Source organism: Propionivibrio sp. (assembly GCF_029255185.1).
Taxonomy (GTDB): Bacteria; Pseudomonadota; Gammaproteobacteria; order Burkholderiales; family Rhodocyclaceae; genus Propionivibrio.
Genome location: NZ_JAPUVO010000077.1, coordinates 1 through 19,963, shown reverse-complemented (window position 1 = coordinate 19,963; position 19,963 = coordinate 1). Strand labels below are relative to the sequence as shown.

Sequence of the window (19,963 nt, the reverse complement as noted above, 5' to 3'; positions counted from 1 at the left end):
GGGCACAAGGAAAGCGAAAGATAAAGTTTGACTCGTTTGTTTTTTGGTTTTCGTTGTGCCCGTTGTGTTCGTTGTGGTTTGAAGCTGCTGTTCCCTGGTGCTGTGCCCGTCACATATTGAGGCGTTCGATCTGCTCCTGAATTTTCGCCGGCTCCTCAAGACGCAGGATGCGTCGTACGATCGGCGTCACTTCAGAAATGTCGCTCTGCTTGATCCTCTGCTTGACCGCCGGAATCTGCGCCGGGTACATCGAAAACTGGCGTAAACCCATGCCCAGCAGCAGGCGGGTCAGGTTGGGGTCGCCTGCCATTTCGCCGCACATCGATACCGGCATATGCACCTTCTCGGCGGTGCTGATAACGTGCGCCAACAGCATCAGTATGGCCGGATGTAGTGGGTCATAGAGGTTCGAAACCTGTTCGTCGGTACGGTCGATGGCCAGGGTGTACTGGATCAGGTCATTGGTGCCGATGGAGAGAAAATTCAAGCGGCGGAGGAACATGCCGACCGCCAGTGCGGCCGCCGGAACCTCGATCATTCCGCCAATTTCGATGCTTTCGTCGAAAGTGATTTTTTCCCCGCGCAGGCTGGACTTGGCCTGTTCCAGGAGCGCCAGGGTCTGGTCAATCTGGATGGCGTGCGAAAGCATGGGAATTAAGATCTTGACCTTGCCCAACTTTGAAACGCGCAAAATGGCCCGCAATTGCGCCAGGAAGGATTTCGGATCGGCCAGCGAGAGGCGAATCGAGCGTAGGCCAAGCGCCGGGTTGTCGCGTTGCCGCTCGCCGAGCGTGTCCTCCGGTTGCAGGTTCTTGTCGTTGCCAAGGTCAAAGGTACGAATCGTTATTGGCCGTCCCTGCATGCCTTTGACGGCTTTGCGATAGGCCTCGAACTGCTCCTCCTCGCTGGGCATGTCGCCGCGACCGAGAAAAATGAATTCGGTACGGAACAGGCCGACGCCGTCAGCGCCGCTTTCAAGCATGGCAGCGACATCGCTCGGCTCCTCAATGTTGGCGAGCAGATCGACTTTGACACGATCGAGCGTTGTCGCGCGTGCGGTTTTCAGGAGTTTGAGCTTGGCGCGCTCGATTTCGAGCTGACTCTTCTTGAGCGTGTATTCCTCGATGACTCGCGCATCGGGGTTGACGATCAGCACGCCGCGGGAGCCGTCGACAATGAGTGTTTCCTTGTCGCGAATGAGTTGGCGGGCGTTGTGCAGACCAAGCACCGCCGGGATTCCCATCCCGCGCGCCAGAATCGCCGTATGCGAAGTGGCGCCGCCGACATCGGTGACAAAGGAGGCAAAATGCTGATCCTTGAAGGCCATAACGTCGGACGGGGAAAGATCGTGGGCAACGACAATCAGGGCTTCTCCCTTGGTCGATTTCGGTACTTTGACCGCCGCATGGCCTGGCCGACCGACGAGTTCGCGGACGACGCGTTCAACCACCTGGCGCACGTCGTAACTGCGCTCGCGCAGGTAAATATCATCGATTTTCTCGAACTGGGCGACCAGCACTTCCATCTGCTGCACGATCGCCCATTCTGCGTTGCAGCGCCGTTCACGAATAATCTGCTTGGGCACTTCGGACAATTCGGGATCGGCAAGGATCATCAGATGCAGGTCGATGAAGGCGCCGATATCGGTCGGCGAGTTTTCCATGCCGATTTTCATCGACTGGAACTCGTTGCGAACTTGGGTCACCGCCGATTCAAAGCGCGTGACCTCTTTCTCCACCATCCGTGGGGTGATGACCAGGTGCGACACCTCGAGCGTGGCCTGCGAGATGAGATGCGCCTGGCCAATCGCAATGCCGCTCGAAACGGCAAGCCCGTGCAGAGTGAAGCTCATGGTTTGCCTACTCCCCTTCGCCGAATTTGTCAGCGATCAGTTTGAGGATGGATTCGAGAGCCGGTTGCTCATCGTGACCAAGGGTCTCGACAACGACAGTCGATCCATTTCCGGCGGCCAGCATCATCACGCCCATGATGCTTTTGGCATTGATTCGTCGAGGCCCCTTCTCGATCCAGATTTCGGAATTGAAACTACCGGCCAGCTGCGTAAGTTTGGCCGAAGCGCGAGCGTGCAAGCCCAGTTTGTTGGAAATCTCTATTTCGGCGCGTGCCATCAAGGTGTCCTGTTGGTCATTCGGCTAGTGCCGATGCAAGTTAATGATTCCGTCATGGCCGCCGCTAATGGCTTTTTTTAAAAGCGTCTCCATACCGTTCTTGCGATAGGTCAGGGCCCGCAGCAACATTGGCAGATTAACGCCGGCAACGCCCTCGACCAGGTCTGGCTCGAGCAGCTTGAGCGCAAGATTAGACGGTGTGGCGCCCAGAATATCGGTCATGATCAGCACCCCTGCACCGCCATTGACTTCATTGAGCAGCAGCCTGGCCATCGGCAGAACGTCCAGAGGATCATCCTGCGCGGCAACGCCAAACTGGCCGATCAGTGGCGGGCGTTTGTTGAGAACATGGCAGACGTTCTGAATCAGGCTTTCACCGAGCGTGCCGTGCGTTATCAGGAGAATGCCGATCATCTTGCGTTCCTGTGCAAACCAGCCAACATTCTAAGGGTTTCCAGCGTATTCGGAAGTGCTGGAATTAGCTCAGGGGATGATTTTTAGCATTTTCGGTTCAACCTCGACAAACTCAAGACGGCGGTGCAGTGCCGTACTGACCTCTATGCGTCCGTCGGCGGCAACGCGCAACACCTGGTCGATGGCCAGCCGTTTCGCCAGGGCCGGCCAGTCGGCGCCAGCGATGAACAGCGGTTTGGACGCCACATCGGAGAGCGTACCGGCCGCCGGCCGCGGCGTGATGAGCACGGTCAGCGCTTGCGTGTGCATGACCGGTTCGCCACGACGCGGGTCAAGCAGGTGACAATAGCGTTTGCCATCGAGTTCGAAGTAGCGCTGGTAGTCGCCAGAGGTGCCAATCGCCTCGCCATCGTCAAGCGCAACCATGGCCAGAGGGCCCGGTTGGCGCGGATGCTGGATGCCGACCCGCCAGCGCTCGCCGTTCTTGGTGCCGAGCGCCATAACGTTGCCGCCGATATTGATCAGGGCGTTATTGACGCCCTGCGCTCTGAGGATATCCGCTGCACGATCAAGCGCGACGCCCTTGAGATAGCCGCCAAAATCAAGCGCAACGTCCTTGTTTTTGCTGCTCACACGCCCTCCCGCAAGCCGCAGGTCAGCGATGCCCGGCTTGCTTGCACGCCATTGGGCAAGCGCCACGGGGTCGGGCAGTTGGGCTTTGAATTCGTCCGACTGAAACCCCCACAGGCGGATCAGGCCGCCGATGCCAGGGTCAAAAAGCCCGTCACCGAGTTTCGAAAGCTGCTGTGCGTCGGTGATCAGAAGCGCCATTTCGGGATTCGCCGAGGGTGACTTCCCGGTCGCGATGGCGGCGTTGAGCTCACTCAGTTCGGATGGCTTCCAGGCATGGTAAGTACGATGCAGCCGGTCGAACTCACGCAGCACGGCGGCCGCCGCCGGACGCGCCTGCGCTTCATCGAGCCCGGCGATTAACAGTTCGACGCGGGTGCCGAAAACGAAGGATTCCTGTTGATGCAGCGGCGCCTTGCTACAGGCGGTGAGAGCGCAGAGCAGGAATAAACCTGAAAACTTCACCTTTGCAGTGCACATTGACGCTCCAGCGCGACAATGAACATCACCGCCGCGTCAAAGCCGGACTGATCACAGATTTCAACCATGCAGGTCGGGCTGGTGACGTTGATTTCGGTCAGCCAGTCGCCGATTACGTCGATGCCGACCAGCAGCAGGCCGCGTGCGGCAAGCACGGGAGCTAAGGTCTGCGCGATTTCGCGGTCGCGCGCCGTCAGTTCGCGTGCTACGCCGATACCACCCGCCGCCAGATTGCCGCGTGTTTCACCGGCCTTGGGAATGCGCGCCAGGCAATAGGGAACGACTTCGCCGCCGACGATCAGAATGCGCTTGTCACCGTCGGCAATCTCTGGGATGTAGCGCTGCGCCATGATCGTGCGTGCGCCTTCGTGCAGCACCGTCTCGACAATCACGTTGCGGTTCGGGTCGTCATGGCGGACGCGGAAAATCTGGCTGCCGCCCATGCCGTCGAGCGGTTTGAGAATGGCGTCGCCCTGTCGGTCGATAAACGCCTGGATCAGCCCGGCGTCGCGCGCGACCAGCGTCGGCACGGAAAATTGAGGAAACTCCATGACCGAAAGCTTCTCGGAATGATCACGCAGCGCCTGCGGCCGGTTGAAAATGCGTGCGCCTTCCGACTCCGCGCATGTCAGCAGCCAGGTCGCGGTGACGTATTCCATATTGAAGGGCGGATCCTTGCGCATCACCACGACGGCGAAATCACGCAGCGGGACAACATGGCGGTCGATCTCGACGAACCACTGCGCATCGTCTTCAAGCAGTTCCAGATGCACCGCTTCGGCGCATACCCCGTGCAGCGCCGACCAATGAATGGCCGGCTGCTGGATAGTCCACACCGCATGCCCGGCATCCTGCGCGGCACGCATCATGGCAATACTTGAATCCTTGTGGGCATTCAGAGAGTCGAGTGGATCGAGAATGAAAGCGAAACGCATGAATCTACTCCTTGTTAGTGTCGAAGCTTGTATTCGGTTAACGAGAAAAAGCAAACCACCAAGTCACCAAGACACAAAGACTCACCAAGAAATCAGAAGATTTGCGAGGCTTTTCTTGGTGCCCCCTTGGTGTTTTGGTGGTGAATCTTTTTACATCAATCATCCAACATACCTAAGCTTCCTCCGGCGCTGTGCGTTCGAGTTCCAGCGCGGCGGCGAGTTGGGCCAGGCGGGCGACCACGCCATAGGCGTAAAAGCGGTTCGGCGGGGCGTCCGGGTTCTGGCAATGGTCGGGGAGTGAGCAACTGGTCTCAAAGGCCAGCGGCTCGAAGTGCATGCCTGGAGCATTGAGATTCTCGTCCTTGGCGCGGCCGGAATGCACGCGGTAAAAGCCGCCAACGACAAAGCGGTCAATCATGTAGACCACGGGTTCCGCGACGCCATCGCTGACCCGCTCGTTGGTGTGCACTCCCTCCTGGATGATTACCTGCGAGACGTTCATGCCTTCCTTGATGACCGACATCTTGTTGCGCTGCTTGCGGTTCAGACCGGTCACTTCAGAAGCGTCCTTGACCGTCATTACGCCCATGCCGTAGGTTCCGGCATCGGCCTTGACAACGACATATGGCGTTTCGCTGATGTTGTATTCCTTGTACTTCTCGCGGATCATGCCTAGCACGGCATCGACGTTCGATGCCAGGCAATCCTCGCCCTGCCGCTCGTGAAAGTTGACGCTGTCGCATACCGAGAAGTAGGGGTTGATCTGCCACGGGTCAATAGCCAGCAGTTTGGCGAATTCACCGGCCACTTCGTCGTAGGCGGCAAAGTGGTTGGATTTGCGACGCATCGCCCAGCCAGCGTGCAGTGGCGGCAGCACGAACTGCTCGTTGAGATTCTGCAGAATTTCCGGGATGCCGGCCGACAGGTCGTTGTTGAGCAGGATCGCGCAGGGATCAAAGCCCTCAAGGCCGAGCCGGTATTTGCTTCTGACCAGTGGTTCGAGCAATAAGGTCGTCCCGTTGGGCAACGCGACCGGCGTCGGTTTGACGATTTCGGGTAGCAGCGAGCCGAGGCGCACGTCCAGACCAGTCAGGCGCAGAATGACAACGAGCTGGGCGACATTCTGCAGGTAGAAAAGATTGCGCGTGTGGTTCTCGGGAATCAGCAATAGGCTTTTGGCGCTCGGGCAGATCTTCTCGATCGCCGTCATCGCCGCCTGGACGCAAAGCGGCAAAAAAGCGGAATTGAGATTGTTGAAACCGCCGGGAAAGAGATTCATGTCGACCGGCGCCAGTTTGAAGCCCGAATTGCGCAGGTCAACCGAGCCATAGAACGGCGGGGTGTGCTCCTGCCACTGACCACGCAGCCAGCGTTCAATGTCTGGCGTGGCGTCAAGGAATTTTGCTTCCAAAGCCAGCAGGGGGCCGCTAAGTGCGGTCGTCAGATGAGGAACCATGATCTATCTCCAATTGTGCCCGCAAGCACGAATTGTCAGTTTCAGAACAGCTTCTTGAGTTTGCTCCACCATGCCGAACCGGCGTCCGGCATGAACGTATGAAAAGACTTGGGTAGGGGCGATTGCTCCAGGCTGCGCTGGGTAAAGAGAAAGCGGCCATCGCAGACAAAGCCAAGGTCAGCCCAGTCAACATCATTGAGCGCTGCGGCAAGCACCTGCACGTCAACCGTCGGGTCGGCTGGAAAGATGGCAAGCACGGAGCCGTCGTAATTGGGGCAGTCATTGACGAAAAAGGGTTGCGCCCGGCGCGTCTTGTTATTGACGTAAATGCGGGGCCGTGGCGACTGGTAGTAGCCCCGTCCCCACTGCCACCAGTTGGATTCGTCAAAGGTGCGGATGCGGCGCGCCAGCAGGCGTGCCTTATGCGGCAGTAGCGGCTCGGGCGGTGGCTCACCGGGTTCGCACCAGATCATGCGCCTGGTCTTGCTATCCGCCACCGTTGAAGAACAGACAAAATCGCGATTGCCAAATATGTCGCTGGTATAAATATCATCAAGCCCCGATACCGCACCGACCTTGACAAAGGCAATGTCGGACAGATGCAGCGAATAGTCGTGCCGCGTGAACAACAGGTGGCCGCCGCTTTCGACGAAACGCCGGTCTTGCCACTGCAAGCGCTCCAGGCCGGCAGCGCCGTCAGCCAGACCCAGCGTGGCATAGCGTGTGCGTCGCGCGTGATTGCCCCGCTCAAAGCGCCAGATCGCACAATTGGGCGTGGCGCCGTCAAACAGGCGCGAGTCGCCCAGATCGATGAAATCGGTGATCGTTCCCTCGGCAAACAAAAGGCGGTTAAGCGGTACGGCCGACGTGGCTTTGAGCAGGTCGCGCGGGGTAATGAAGATCAACTCGCCACCGGGCTCAAGATGACGAATACATTTCTCGATGAAGAACAGATACAGGTTGGCGCGCTTGTCGAGCACGCTGTCGCCAGCCAGTCGCCGCGTACCGGGTGAGATTTCCTGATAGCGAACGTAAGGTGGGTTGCCGATGATCGTGGCAAAAAATTCATCCTTCGCCAGTTCGAAGAAGTTCATGACCTCGGCTCCTGGCGGGGCATGACGGGGGTCGATCTCGATCCCCAGCGCATCGGGGAAGTGCCTGAGAAAGGCGCCATCGCCGCAGGCCGGTTCGAGTACTCGACCACTATTGCGCACCAGCGCGTGCATACAGTCGACGATGGCCGGTGGCGTGAAGACCTGGCCGAGTGTGGCGACGTCACAGGCGTCGGCAGGAGAGGTGGCAATGGTTGCAAACATGTTGAGGGCGGGCGAGCTTCAAGAAGCCTCGAGTATACGCTGGAACGCAGCGATACCAAGACAAGAAAGCGTGGGCAGAATGAGCTGTTACCGTTGACAGCGCGGGCAGTAGAAGGTTGACCGACCCGCCTGGCGTAGCGAACACACCGGCTGCGCACAGGTCGGGCAGGGTTGCCCGAGGCGATCATAGACGGCGCAGGAAAGCTGGAAGCAGCCCGCTCCGCCGTCGCTGTGTACATAGTCGCGAACGCTGCTGCCGCCGGCTGCGATCGAGTTTTCAAGCGTGGTGCGGATGGCCGGAACGAGAATCCGGTAGCGTTCGCGGCTGATGCGATTGGCCGCGCGCAGAGGTGAAATGCCGGCACGGAAAAGGCTTTCCGCGGCGTAGATATTGCCGATGCCGACGACCAGATGGCTGTCCATTAACAGGGGTTTGATCGGCGCACTGCGCCGGCGCGTCTGTGCGAAGAGCCAGTCGCCGTCGAAAGCAGGGGAGAGCGGTTCGATGCCGAGCACAGCCAGCAACGGGTGCTGCCCAACCCCCTCGCCTTCGTGCCAAAGCAGTGTGCCGAAGCGTCGCGGGTCGCGAAAACGCAAGGTCGTATGGGCAAAGACCAGGTCAACGTGGTCGTGCTTTTGTAGCGGCATGTCCGGCTTGACCAGGCGGACACTGCCGGACATGCCAAGGTGCAGAATCAGCCAACCGCCGCCCTGCGTGCTTTCACAGTCGAAAAGGAGATACTTGCCGCGCCGGGAAATCGCGTCGATACGCAGGCCGGCCAGCCGTGAAACAAGGCTGGCCGGCAGTTCGTGGCGCAGTTTTGGCGTGCGAAAAATGGCCTTGACGATGCGCTGCCCGACTAAAAAGGGCATTAATCCTTGGCGGCTGACTTCAACTTCAGGGAGTTCTGGCATTGCTGCTACCGGTAAAAGTCCATAACATGTACTAAACCATTATCTGATCGAGCAATGCAAGGAACACATGAAATTCATTCGATTCCCCCTTTGTTTTACCGCGCTGACCCTAGTCTTCGCTCCACCGGCCCTGGCCGCTGACGGCACGGTTCTGGCCAAAAAACCAGCGCCGGTCGTGCGCGAGGCCAAGCGCCTGGAGCCTGCCGAACCCCGGCCTGGCGACGTGCAATACGCGGATCAGCCCGGGCAACTGGTGTATCAGGTGTTGCTTGCCGAAATCGCCCTGCAACGCGGCGATGCAGTTCTGGCCAGCAAGGCCTACGCTGATCTCGCCTTGCGCACCCGTGATTCGAAGGTGCTTGAGCGAACGGTCGAAGTGGCCGGGTATGCGCACCGTTTTGATCTGGCGCTTGAAGCTGCGCGCCTGTGGGTCGAGCTTGAGCCTGAATCAAAGCGCGCGCAGCAGTTGGTGGTCAGTGCCATGATCCTGTCCAATCAACTGGACGAACTCGCGCCAAATCTGGTGCGTATGCTTGAAGTCGATAAGGCGTCGCTTGGCGAGAACCTCCTTGGGCTCAATCGCATGTTTGCCCGCAACACCGATCGTCAAGCCGTTTTCCACCTGATCGATCAAGTCTGCCGGCCTTTCTTCGGCGTTGCCGAAGCGCATTATTCGCTAGCCATGGCGGCCAGTTCGGCCGGCCTGCACGAACGTGCGCTGGCCGAGATCCGGCGCGCGCTCGAGTTGCGCTCGGATTGGGAAATGGCAGCCCTGCTTCAGATACAGTTGTTATCACGCGAATCTGCTGACCAAGCGCTCAGCTTCATGCAGGGCTTCCTCGAGCGTTACCCGAAAGCGCGTGACGTGCAATTGACTCTGGCCCGTGCGCTGCTTGGTGAAAAGCGTTATGCCGAGGCCAAGCACCATTTCGATCAGTTGTTACGGGATTATCCGGATAGCCCGGAAGTCGTCTATCCGGCGGCCCTGCTGGCCTTGCAGCAGAACGACAGGGACTTCGCCCAAGCGCAGTTGCAGCATTTGCTGACGCTCAATATTCCGGACAAGAGTCTGGCCTATTATTACCTCGGTCAGATTGCCGAAGGGGATAAACGCAGCGAGGAGGCCATTGCCCATTACGCGCGGGTTGGCGCCGGCGAGCACTATCTCCCGGCGCAATTCCGCCGCGCTCACCTGCTGGCCGATCAGGGCAAGCTTGATGCGGCGCGTAGCCAACTCCGGGAAGCCAAGGCCAGAACGCCGGAGGAGCGGGTCCAGTTGGTGATCGCCGAAGCGGCATTGCTGCGCGAAGCCAAGCAGACGCAGGCCGCCTTTGACCTGCTCGAACAGACGCTCGGCGGCCAGCCCGAGCAGCCCGACCTCCTCTATGAAAGCGCGCTGCTCGCTGAAAAACTCGGACGCATGGACATTCTGGAAAGCCGCCTGCGCAAGCTGATCGAATTGCGCCCGGACAGTGCCCAGGCCTACAACGCGCTGGGCTATTCCTATGCAGAGCGCAATCTTCGCCTGCCGGAAGCGCGTGAGTTGATTGAAAAGGCGCTCAAGCTGGCGCCGGAGGACACCTTCATTCTTGACAGCCTGGGCTGGGTGCTTTACCGCCAGGGCGATCCGCTTGCCGCCTTAAGCCAGCTCGAACGGGCCTATGCCCAGCGCGACGACCCGGAAATTGCGGCGCATCTGGGTGAGGTGCTGTCGGCACTCGGGCGCACGGACGATGCGCGGCACATCCTGCACGAGGCGATGCACAAATACCCCGGCAACGAGGCCCTGATTGATGCGGTCAGGAAGTTCGCGCCCTGAAGCAGGCGTTCTTGAATCCCTTCATCATGCGTCACTGGCGCGGCGCTGGAGCGCTCTTCGCCACCCTGCTCTGGCTTGGCGGCTGCAGCACACTTGCTGCGCCCCCCACTGCCACGCCAGCGCAGCGCGATAGCTTGGCGGCGTTCGCCCTGGAGGGACGGTTTTCCCTGCACCATGACGACAAGAACTACTCCGGGCGCTTGAGCTGGCGGCACGATGGAGCGAACAATGAACTCTTGTTGGCCTCGCCGTTTGGCCAGGGCATGGCGCAAATCACCACCAGCGACAGCGGCGCGCGACTGACGACGAGTGACGGCAAGGTGTACGTGGCGTCCAATAGCGAAATGCTGACTCGCCAGGTGCTCGGTTACCCGCTGCCGCTGGCGCAACTGACCGACTGGGTGCGCGGACGCGGCGCCGCCGGACTGGCTGAGCTGGATGGGCAGGGCCGCCCGCTGCGCTTGCGTCATGAAGACTGGCGCATCGACTATGAGTACGACAGCAGCGAGGCGCAGGCCCTGCCCAGCCGCCTGTTTGCCGAACGCGCCGACGGGCTGACACTGCGTCTGCGCATTGACGAGTGGAGCAGCCTGCCATGAGCTTCAGTGCAGCGCAGTGGGATTGGCAAAGCGTGTATCCGGCGCCGGCCAAGCTCAACCTTTTTCTACATGTTATCGGGCGGCGCGCTGATGGTTACCATCTGCTGCAAACCCTGTTTCGCCTGGTCGATCACGGCGACCGCGTGCGCTTTTTGCCGCGCTCGGATGACGTAGTGATCCTGACCACGCCGCTGCCCGGCGTGCCGCCGGAAAGCGACCTGACGGTGCGTGCGGCGCGTCTGTTGCAGGCCAAAACCGGCTGTCGTAGGGGTGTTGAAATCAACGTCGAAAAGCGCTTGCCGATGGGCGGCGGATTGGGCGGCGGCAGCTCGGATGCGGCCACCGTGCTGCTCGCGCTCAACCATCTGTGGCAGCTTGGCCTGCCGCGCCAGCGCTTGCAGGAAATCGGCCTGACCCTGGGCGCCGATGTGCCGGTCTTCATCGGCGGACGCAACGCCTTTGCCGAGGGAGTGGGCGAAGCATTGCACCCGCTTGAACTGCCGTTGGCCTGGTATGTGGTACTGGAACCACCGGTTGCCGTACCGACGGCAGAAATTTTCAGCGCGCCCGAACTGCCGCGCGATACGGCGGCCATCCTGGCGGCCGAGTGGATGCCAGGCATGGGCGGCAACGATCTGCAAGCCGTGGCCGTTGCACGCTTCCCCGCTATCGCCGAACACCTTCGCTGGCTTGGCGCTCATGGGAAAGCGCGTATGACCGGTTCTGGCGCCTGCGTCTTTGCCGAGTTCCCACGCCAGGAGACGGCCGCAGCCGTCATCCGTGAACTCCCCACCGGCATGCGCGGCTGGGTCGCCGCCGGCCTTGATCGCCATCCGCTGTACGGGTTGGCGAAGTAAATGCGGGTCAGTACGCCGGTTTTTCCTTGGCGTCGTTGAAACGCTTGACGCTGGTCATGATCTCCTGCTTCGCCTCTTCGACGCCAAGCCAGCCCTTGAGCTTGACGAACTTGCCAGGTTCCAGATCCTTGTAGTGCGCGAAGAAGTGTGAGATCTGATCGAGGATCATGGGCTGCAGGTCGCGCGTGCTGACGACATGGCGATACATCGTCGTCAGCTTGTCGACCGGGACGGCGAGCAGTTTGGCATCGCCACCGGCTTCATCTTCCATTTCCAGCATGCCGATCGGGCGGCAGCGGACGACCACCCCCGGCGGCAGCGGGAACTGCGCCAGCACCAGAACATCCACCGGGTCGCCGTCATCGGAGATGGTGTGCGGGATGTAGCCGTAATTACAGGGGTAATGCATGGCCGTCGACATGAATCGATCGACGAAAATCGCGCCGCTGACCTTGTCGACCTCGTACTTCACGGGGTCGGCGTGCATCGGAATCTCGATGATGACATTGAAGTCGTTGGGGAGAGAAATGCCGGAGGGAACGTTATTCAGAGCCATGCGATCTTTCTTGAAAGAAGGGTTAAGAATGGGAACGAGGCTGCCATTGTATCAACGCCAGCGTATGCCAAACGTCAGCCGATGGGCAATTCACGCCTCTATGCCAAGATCGAAGCCACAACAGGAGAAAAGCGGAACCCGCGCACCGTCTTGCCGTCGACCCGACGCCGAAAAACAGCAAGAGACGGACGGCGTGGATTATTTCCGGAAGGCTAACTCCGTATCAATCCGGGAAGTTATTTCGTAGCCGTTCCTGAGCTACAGCCCGCCGGGTTTTTAAATAGCAGTCGGGACAAGCAAGCTATCCATTACAATTCCGGGGATTAAAATCATCCCAGAAAACGCATGAAGCCCTACCTTGATTTGATGCGCTATGTCCTCGAACATGGCATTTCCAAGACGGACCGCACCGGCACCGGCACCCGCTCGGTGTTCGGCTGGCAGATGCGCTTTGACCTTGGCGCCGGCTTTCCGATGTTGACTACCAAGAAACTGCATCTGCGCTCGATCATCCACGAATTGCTGTGGTTTCTGCAGGGCGACACCAACATCCGCTATCTTAGGGAGAACGGCGTCCGTATCTGGGACGAGTGGGCTGACGAAAACGGCGACCTCGGCCCAGTCTACGGGCACCAATGGCGCCACTGGAAAACGGCGGACGGGCGCGAGATCGACCAGATTGCCCAGCTCGTCGACGGCCTGAAAAATAATCCGGATTCGCGCCGTCACCTGGTCAGCGCCTGGAACCCAGGCGATGTCGAACGCATGGCGCTTCCCCCCTGTCATGCACTTTTCCAGCTCTATGTTGCCCCGGCCAGGTCGGAGGACATCGACCAGCGACCGAAGCTCTCCTGCCAACTCTACCAGCGCAGTGCCGATATTTTTCTCGGCGTCCCTTTCAATATTGCCTCCTATGCCCTGCTCACCCTGATGCTGGCGCAGGTTTGCGGCTATCAGCCGGGGGATTTCGTGCATAGCCTGGGCGACGCGCATCTTTACAGCAATCATTTCGACCAGGTGCAACTGCAACTGAGCCGCACCCCCCACCCGTTGCCGACCATGCGCCTGAATCCCCAGGTCAGTGACCTCTTCGCTTTTCGCTTCGAAGACTTCACGCTTGAAGGCTACGACCCGCACCCGCACATCGCCGCGCCGGTTGCCGTATAAGCGCCAGCCATGATTTCATTGATCGCTGCCCTGGCCAGCAACCGCGCCATCGGCAAGGCTCAACAACTGCTCTGGCACCTGCCGGAAGACATGCGGCACTTTCGCGAAACAACGCGCGGCAAGCCGGTGATCATGGGGCGCAAGACCTGGGAGTCGCTGCCCGATTCCTTCCGCCCGCTCCCCGGACGGCATAATATCGTGGTCAGTCGCAACCCGGCGTATCAGGCACCCGGCGCCACCCTCGTCAGCACGCTCGAAACCGCTATACAAGAGGCTGGGGAGAGCAATGAGGTATTCGTCATCGGCGGCGCCGAACTCTATCGACAGGCCCTGCCTTTAAGCCGCCGCCTCTATCTGACCGAGATCGAGGAATGCGCCGATGGCGATGTTTTTTTCCCGGAGATTTGTCGGCAGGACTGGGAAGAAATCTCGCGCCAGCCAAGCCAAGGAACGTCCGGACCCGCATTTTCCTTTGTGGTGTATCAGCGCCGAAAGCAATCGGTTGCGTAAACGCACGCATAGAACCTGAGCATCATTTTTTCAAAGCAACGGCGCCGGCAATATACTGCGAGCTATCGTTAAATTTGAATGCGACGCCGGCACGCGGGGCGCCGGCGCCGAAGAACGCGCCTTTGATGTGCGCGTCCGAACACTCTGCAGCGCATCCTGAGCCCGAAACAGAGCCGGTTCCAGAGAAAACAACGGCATTACCGAATCCCGTAATGCTCAGACCGCTAGCCGCAACATTGTAGTTACCGGTCGTCAAAGTCATGCCAACGTCAAGTGCAGTCACCGTCGCCGTCGTGAAGTTGACGGTCATCGAGGCGCTTGTCACGCTGCCGAGACCATCAAGGCTGCCGGCCACTCCGCCACCGAGCAGGGTGTAGGTTCCCGACAGGGGGCCCAGGGCCACCTGGCTGTCTGCGGTCGGAACTCCTGTCACGTAATGCAGGTAGCCTGGCCCATCTAAGGTACCACCTAGAGATCCACCAAATCCGCTGCCGTTATTGACCCAGCGTCCCCAGGCCACAATGCCGTCGTTATCCAGCTTCTGTACCGAATTACCTCCAGAAATATTGGGATCGGCAGGTCCATCGTCGGCTTCAAAGGCAGTCAGCGCGCCGCTTAAATCAAGCGTTCCAATTCCGACGCCTCTTTCGGACGCAGGACCGAAACCACCCACGTTCCCGTAAACCGTCGAGTAGGTCTGCGTTCCCGTAAGTGGCGGGAGCGTCGTGGTTGGCTCAGAGCCAGTCAACGCAAGCATATTCAAACTGCCATCCGGAGTTCGTGTATCAACGGCCGAATAGGCCGGCAGCAGGCTATCGTCGGGCTGAGCGGGTGGCAGTTGCGGATGCGACTGGGTGCGCCGGGGCAGCGTCCCGAGTCCAGACACGGTTCCTGACTCGCCACTGGCAAGCACTACACACCCTGCGCCATTACAGACCTCGACCAGACCTTCCCCGGTCGCTACTGTCAGATTGTCGCCCGAGGGGCTTAAACCAGCGCTATATTCCGTGCCGCGAATGCCGATGGTGGCCACCCCGGTCGTGACCTTGTAATTATCGCGATTAGTACGCCCGACCAGGCCGGTGATGGTACGTAAGCCCCCCTTGAGCAGGCTGAAAAAACCCTTTTCCTGCCCGTCAGCCGTTCCGGAATACTGGTAGTTATCGACACGGAAATCGGTCTGCGGCTGCAGCGAGACCATCGCGCCGTCCGAGAAGCGCACCTGGGCGCGGCCGCTCTCGCCAGTACGGATGGTGTCACCGTTGCCAATCTCCGCTCCCTTGCTCAGTGGCCGCTGCACGCCAGCGGCACTGACCGCAGTCACGCTGCCAGCGGCAAAATCGACGTTGGCTGCGCCGGCAGCGTAGGAAAGCACCGGAAAAGTTGCCGCCAGGGCGATCAACAGGGCCGGGGTGCGCAAACGGGAAAACAGTTGTGCTGACATGGCAAAATCCCTCGCTGTCAAAAGTCGCGGCGTACAGTCACCGAGACGGTCTCGCGGTTATATTTGTTCAGTTCGACGTTCGATTCATTAAGGGTGTAACTGATCCTGGGAGTCACCTTCCAGTTTCTGGCCGGTGTGTAATTGGCGCCCAGTGCAAGATCATACTGGGTGTCCTTGCGTGTCTTCAGGAATGAGGGGTCCTCAGCAGCATAGCGTCGATATTCAACCGACCCACCGGCAAAAAGAACCGTTTTTGCGTCGAAATTCATTTGCCCACCGGCACGTATGCCAAGACCATCAAATCCTAACCAGGGGCTACCACCGTCCTGCGGGCGCTGACCAACCCAGTAGCCGCTAGCAAAAGTCACTTCGCCTTCGCGGTAGGCGTGTGCAAAAGCACCACCAGCCAGCCAGCGATCGGCATTTTGAACGGCTTGCATCGGATAACGCAGATCGGAATACTGGACGAAGGCGCTCGACTGATTGCGCGCATCCCAGTTGTATTGCCACTGCCCGGACAGGCCCGCCGCTGTGCGATAACGGTCGCTGGCCAGGTCATACTGGTTGAACTGTGCATTGAGCGAAAAAATGTTTTTGTCCCGTGTCAGCACCACGCCAGCGTAGGCATCAGCCGTCACGGTATCAAACTGGCTGACCCCGAAATTATTGCGCAAAGCGCCCGACAGGCCGCCAACCAGGGCCAGTTCGCTGGTGATCGGCGAACGCACAGTCAGTCCGCCGCCCAGTGTTGCAAACCAGGCGGCATTGGCCTTGCTGTCATCGGTCAGTGTGAAGGGTAGGCCGCCAAAACCGGGGATAGCCACCGAGCTCTTGTTCGAACCAACGTTGACGTTGGAGTCGTAACCAGACGCGCCTTCGACAAAACCGCGCACCGTGGCGCGGGACACGCTATCCAGACGATCAACCGCATCGAGAAAACGGTCGATGGTTGCCGAGACTTCGGGCGGCACTCCCTGCTTTTGTACTGTCTCGAATTCCTGCTTGGCCGTTGTCGTTTCACCGAGCGCCAGATAGGCGCGGGCGATTTCGGCGCGCGCCCGGGCGTTGTTGGGCTGCACCGCCAACACCCGCTCCAGCGCAAAAACGCCGCGCGTGTGCTGCCCCGCTTCGACAGCGCTGATGCCGAATAGCAGATCAAAAGCCGGGTCACCAGCGCGTGCGCCCTCAACCGGATCTAACAGTTGAAATGCCTCGCCGGCCTTGCCTTGATCGAGTAGCGTCTTCGCCCTGTTGCTCAGCTCATCCGCCAACGCCAGTTGGGACAGCAGCGTAAGCAGAAGCACGGCCATGGTGTTGCGAAATGATTTCTTTGCCACGTTTTTCCCTCCAAGCACCCAGGTTCTACGAGGTTTTCCCAGGGACTACGAATGATGCACCCCGGGCAGCGCCGCGAAAGGCGTAAATATAATCAATATTTACAAACAAATTCATTGAGATACAAAGCATACCGGAAGTTAAATCACAACAAAAAATCGGTCAACAAAAAACGGCGGCCCAAGCCATTGTTTTGCCTCGTGTTCCAAAAAACAACAGCTCAGCGCACGCAATCCACGTAGTAGGCCGGCTTACTGTCGATCACTTCTTTGACCAGGCCGTGGATATCGGTCTCGAAACCGGGAAACTGTTCGTTGAAAAATCGTGCGAACTTGAGATAGCGGACAATCGTAGCATTAAAGCGCTCGCCGGGAATCAGCAGTGGAATGCCCGGCGGGTAGGGTGTCAGCAAAATGCTGGTGATACGGCCTTCAAGATCGTCAATCGGAACGCGGTCGATCTCGCGGTGGGCCATTCTGGCGAAGGCGTCGGCAGGGCGCATGGCGGGGATCATGTCAGAAAGGTACATCTCGGTCGTCAGCCGCGCCACGTCGTTGGCGGCGTACACCCCATGAATCAGGTGACACAACTCCCTGAGGCCGATACGCTCATAACGCGGGTATTTGGCGACGAACTCGGGCAGCACCTTCCACAGTGGTTGGTTCTTGTCATAATCGTCCTTGAACTGCTGTAGTTCGGTCACCATGGTGTTCCAGCGACCCTTGGTGATGCCGATGGTGAACATGATGAAGAAGGAGTAGAGGCCGCACTTCTCGACGATGACGCCATGCTCGGCGAGATACTTGGTCACAATCGCCGCCGGGATACCGTGCTCGGAAAAGTCACCATCCACAGCCAGACCCGGAGTGATCACGGTGGCCTTGATCGGATCGAGCATGTTGAAGCCTTCGGCCAGCATGCCGAAACCATGCCAGCGCTCGCCCGGTTTGAGCATCCACGCCTCGCGCTCCTCGATGCCCTCTTCTGAGAGATCATCCGGCCCCCACACTTTGAACCACCAGTCGGCGCCCCACTCTTCATCGACCTTGCGCATAGCCCGGCGAAAATCGAGAGCTTCGGCGATTGACTCCTCAACCAGCGCCGTCCCGGCCGGCGCTTCCATCATCGCCGCCGCCACATCGCAGGAGGCGATGATCGCGTATTGCGGTGACGTCGAGGTATGCATCAGGTAAGCCTCGTTGAAAATATCGCGGTCGAGATGACGATTTTCCGAGTTCTGCACCAATATCTGCGATGCCTGCGACAGGCCGGCCAACAGCTTGTGCGTGGACTGCGTCGAAAAAATCATTGACTCCCTACAGCGTGGCCGGTCGGCGCCGATGGCGTGATAATCGCCGTAGAAGTCGTGGAAAGCGGCGTGCGGCAACCAGGCTTCATCGAAGTGCAGGGTATCAATCCGGCCGTCGAGCATTTCCTTGATTTCCTCGACGTTATAGAGAATTCCATCGTAGGTGCTCTGGGTAATGGTCAGCACACGCGGCTTGGTGTTCACCTCACGAGCGAAGGGGTGCGCCTCGATTTTTTTCTGGATGTTCTCCCACCGGAACTCCTCTTTCGGGATCGGTCCGATGATGCCGTAGTGGTTGCGTGTCGGCATCAGGAAGACCGGCACGGCGCCGGTCATGATGATCGAATGAAGCACCGACTTATGACAGTTGCGGTCTACGACGACGATGTCGCCGGGAGCCACCGTCGAGTGCCAGACAATCTTGTTCGACGTCGAAGTGCCGTTGGTTACGAAATAGAGGTGATCCGCGTTGAAAATACGCGCCGCATTACGCTCCGAAGCAGCCACCGGCCCGGTGTGGTCAAGCAGTTGGCCGAGCTCCTCGACCGCGTTACAGACGTCGGCGCGCAGCATGTTTTCGCCAAAAAACTGGTGGAACATCTGCCCGACCGGGCTCTTGAGAAAAGCGACGCCGCCTGAGTGGCCTGGACAGTGCCAGGAATAGGAGCCGTCCGAGGCGTAGTTGGTCAGCGCACGAAAAAACGGCGGCGGTACGCTCTTCAGGTAGGTCTTGGCCTCGCGCACAACGTAACGACCAATGAACTCGGGGGTATCCTCGAACATGTGAATGAAACCGTGCAACTCGCGCAACACGTCGTTCGGAATGTGCCGTGAGGTGCGCGTCTCGCCATACAGGAAGATCGGGATATCCTCGTTTCGGCAGCGGATTTCCTTGACGAAGGCGCGCAGTTCGGCAATCGTTTTGTCTGCTTCGTCGGCCTTGAACTGTTCATCGTCGATCGACAGGATAAAGCCCGAAGCGCGGCTCTGCTGCTGGGCAAACGAGGTCAGATCGCCGTAGCTGGTAACCCCCAGCACCTCGAAGCCCTCGACTTCAATGGCATCGGCCAGCGCGCGAATACCCAGCCCCGAGGCGTTCTCCGAGCGGAAGTCCTCGTCAATGATAATAATCGGAAAATGAAAATGCATGGCTGCTCCTGAAAATACTGCAAACCGCCTTTAACGTGCCCCGAAGGAAATCCCCTTGGGGGACAGAGTTCGCAGAGACGCAGAGAGCGCGGAGAAACCCAAACGGGAAAATTCTCTGCGTTCTTTGCGTCTCTGCGAACTCTGCGTCGAAAGAGCTTGTCGTTATATCTTGGGCAAGGTCACACCGACCTGGCCCTGGTACTTGCCGCCGCGGTCTTTGTACGAGGTTTCGCACTCTTCGTCGGACTCGAAGAAAAGCACCTGCGCGATTCCTTCATTGGCGTAGATCTTGGCTGGCAAGGGCGTGGTATTGGAAAACTCGAGGGTCACAAAACCTTCCCACTCGGGCTCAAAGGGAGTGACGTTGACGATGATGCCGCAACGGGCGTAAGTGCTCTTGCCCAGGCAAACGGTGAGCACGCTGCGCGGGATGCGGAAGTATTCGACAGTGCGCGCCAGGGCAAACGAATTCGGCGGAATGATGCAGAAATCGTTATTGACCTCGATGAATGAATTCGGGTCGAAGTTTTTCGGATCAACGATGGTCGAGTTGATGTTGGTGAACAACTTGAATTCGTTCGAGCAGCGAATATCGTAGCCGTAGCTCGACGTGCCGTAGGAGACGATTTTCCGGCCGTCGATCTCGCGTACCTGGTTGGGCTCGAAAGGATCGATCATGCCGTGCTGCTCCGCCATGCGGCGGATCCACTTATCGGATTTGATGGACATCGCTGATTTCCGGAAACCGTTGAATAAGGCCGGCTATTTTACGATTTCCGGAGGATTGAAACTAAAAAACTTCGGAATCTCGGAATCTTGAACCTAGAAACCTCACCGCAAAGGCGCAAAGACGCGAAGATCGCAAAGAAAACAAGGTGTTGCATGGTTTCCCCCATTCACCATATGGGTGAGCGCCATGGACAAGAACAACAAGATCTAAGCT

The 19,963-nt window shown here is 59.0% G+C and carries 18 protein-coding genes; 5 read left to right on the top strand and 13 right to left on the bottom strand.

The window, feature by feature from the left end:
* Window positions 1–109: 109 nt before the first annotated feature.
* The 8 genes from ptsP to mutM all read right to left on the bottom strand — a co-directional run bounded on the left by ptsP (window position 110) and on the right by mutM (window position 8,275).
* Window positions 110–1,852 carry a phosphoenolpyruvate--protein phosphotransferase gene (gene ptsP, locus Q1J43_RS04655; RefSeq protein WP_301101221.1) on the bottom strand — a complete coding sequence of 581 codons (1,743 nt, stop codon included), beginning with the start codon at window positions 1,850–1,852 and terminating at the stop codon, window positions 110–112.
* 7 nt (window positions 1,853–1,859) lie between these two features.
* Window positions 1,860–2,129, bottom strand: a complete 270-nt coding sequence (locus tag Q1J43_RS04650) for an HPr family phosphocarrier protein (RefSeq protein ID WP_301101220.1) — start codon at window positions 2,127–2,129, stop codon at window positions 1,860–1,862.
* Window positions 2,130–2,153: 24 nt separating this feature from the next.
* A complete protein-coding gene (locus tag Q1J43_RS04645; RefSeq protein WP_301101219.1) occupies window positions 2,154–2,543 on the bottom strand; it encodes a PTS fructose transporter subunit IIA in 390 nt (129 codons plus the stop codon).
* A gap of 69 nt (window positions 2,544–2,612) precedes the next feature.
* Complete coding sequence (locus Q1J43_RS04640; protein ID WP_301101218.1) at window positions 2,613–3,653, bottom strand: FAD:protein FMN transferase; 1,041 nt, start codon at window positions 3,651–3,653, stop codon at window positions 2,613–2,615.
* A complete protein-coding gene (gshB, locus tag Q1J43_RS04635; RefSeq protein ID WP_301101217.1) occupies window positions 3,635–4,588 on the bottom strand; it encodes a glutathione synthase in 954 nt (317 codons plus the stop codon). The genes Q1J43_RS04640 and gshB overlap by 19 nt, the downstream gene beginning before the upstream one ends.
* Window positions 4,589–4,760: 172 nt before the next feature.
* Entirely contained in the window at window positions 4,761–6,044 is a 1,284-nt protein-coding gene (gene gshA, locus Q1J43_RS04630) for a glutamate--cysteine ligase (RefSeq protein WP_301101216.1), read from the bottom strand.
* A gap of 41 nt (window positions 6,045–6,085) precedes the next feature.
* Window positions 6,086–7,360: a class I SAM-dependent methyltransferase gene (locus Q1J43_RS04625; RefSeq protein WP_301101215.1), complete on the bottom strand. Its 1,275-nt coding sequence runs from the start codon at window positions 7,358–7,360 to the stop codon at window positions 6,086–6,088.
* Between the two features lie 87 nt (window positions 7,361–7,447).
* A complete protein-coding gene (gene mutM / locus Q1J43_RS04620) occupies window positions 7,448–8,275 on the bottom strand; it encodes a bifunctional DNA-formamidopyrimidine glycosylase/DNA-(apurinic or apyrimidinic site) lyase (RefSeq protein WP_301101213.1) in 828 nt (275 codons plus the stop codon).
* Between the two features lie 67 nt (window positions 8,276–8,342).
* Between mutM and Q1J43_RS04615 the strand changes: the two genes are divergently transcribed.
* The 3 genes from Q1J43_RS04615 to ispE are packed head-to-tail and all read left to right on the top strand — an operon-like array spanning window position 8,343 to window position 11,550.
* Window positions 8,343–10,094 carry a tetratricopeptide repeat protein gene (locus Q1J43_RS04615; protein WP_301101212.1) on the top strand — a complete coding sequence of 584 codons (1,752 nt, stop codon included), beginning with the start codon at window positions 8,343–8,345 and terminating at the stop codon, window positions 10,092–10,094.
* A gap of 11 nt (window positions 10,095–10,105) precedes the next feature.
* Window positions 10,106–10,693, top strand: a complete 588-nt coding sequence (gene lolB / locus Q1J43_RS04610) for a lipoprotein insertase outer membrane protein LolB (protein ID WP_301101211.1) — start codon at window positions 10,106–10,108, stop codon at window positions 10,691–10,693.
* Window positions 10,690–11,550 carry a 4-(cytidine 5'-diphospho)-2-C-methyl-D-erythritol kinase gene (ispE, locus tag Q1J43_RS04605; RefSeq protein ID WP_301101210.1) on the top strand — a complete coding sequence of 287 codons (861 nt, stop codon included), beginning with the start codon at window positions 10,690–10,692 and terminating at the stop codon, window positions 11,548–11,550. Before lolB ends, ispE begins: the two co-directional genes overlap by 4 nt.
* 7 nt (window positions 11,551–11,557) lie before the next feature.
* Here the strand turns inward: ispE and ppa are convergent, their stop codons facing one another.
* The gene (gene ppa, locus Q1J43_RS04600; protein WP_301101209.1) at window positions 11,558–12,106 is read right to left on the bottom strand and encodes an inorganic diphosphatase; all 549 of its coding nucleotides are present in this window, start codon (window positions 12,104–12,106) and stop codon (window positions 11,558–11,560) included.
* Between the two features lie 345 nt (window positions 12,107–12,451).
* Here ppa and Q1J43_RS04595 point away from each other — a divergent pair, with 345 nt between their 5' ends.
* Both Q1J43_RS04595 and Q1J43_RS04590 read left to right on the top strand, forming a co-directional pair.
* Window positions 12,452–13,273 (top strand): thymidylate synthase, encoded by an 822-nt coding sequence (locus Q1J43_RS04595; RefSeq protein WP_301101208.1) that lies wholly within the window; start codon window positions 12,452–12,454, stop codon window positions 13,271–13,273.
* Between the two features lie 9 nt (window positions 13,274–13,282).
* Complete coding sequence (locus tag Q1J43_RS04590) at window positions 13,283–13,783, top strand: dihydrofolate reductase (protein ID WP_301101207.1); 501 nt, start codon at window positions 13,283–13,285, stop codon at window positions 13,781–13,783.
* A 22-nt stretch (window positions 13,784–13,805) separates the two neighbouring features.
* Here Q1J43_RS04590 and Q1J43_RS04585 read toward each other — a convergent pair whose 3' ends face one another.
* The 4 genes from Q1J43_RS04585 to dcd all read right to left on the bottom strand — a co-directional run bounded on the left by Q1J43_RS04585 (window position 13,806) and on the right by dcd (window position 19,749).
* The gene (locus tag Q1J43_RS04585) at window positions 13,806–15,227 is read right to left on the bottom strand and encodes a FecR family protein (RefSeq protein WP_301101206.1); all 1,422 of its coding nucleotides are present in this window, start codon (window positions 15,225–15,227) and stop codon (window positions 13,806–13,808) included.
* Between the two features lie 17 nt (window positions 15,228–15,244).
* The gene (locus Q1J43_RS04580; RefSeq protein ID WP_301101205.1) at window positions 15,245–16,564 is read right to left on the bottom strand and encodes a surface lipoprotein assembly modifier; all 1,320 of its coding nucleotides are present in this window, start codon (window positions 16,562–16,564) and stop codon (window positions 15,245–15,247) included.
* Between the two features lie 218 nt (window positions 16,565–16,782).
* A complete protein-coding gene (locus Q1J43_RS04575) occupies window positions 16,783–19,020 on the bottom strand; it encodes an arginine/lysine/ornithine decarboxylase (protein ID WP_301101203.1) in 2,238 nt (745 codons plus the stop codon).
* A gap of 162 nt (window positions 19,021–19,182) precedes the next feature.
* Window positions 19,183–19,749, bottom strand: coding sequence for a dCTP deaminase (gene dcd, locus Q1J43_RS04570; protein WP_301101202.1), 567 nt, complete (start codon window positions 19,747–19,749; stop codon window positions 19,183–19,185).
* Window positions 19,750–19,963: the final 214 nt, after the last annotated feature.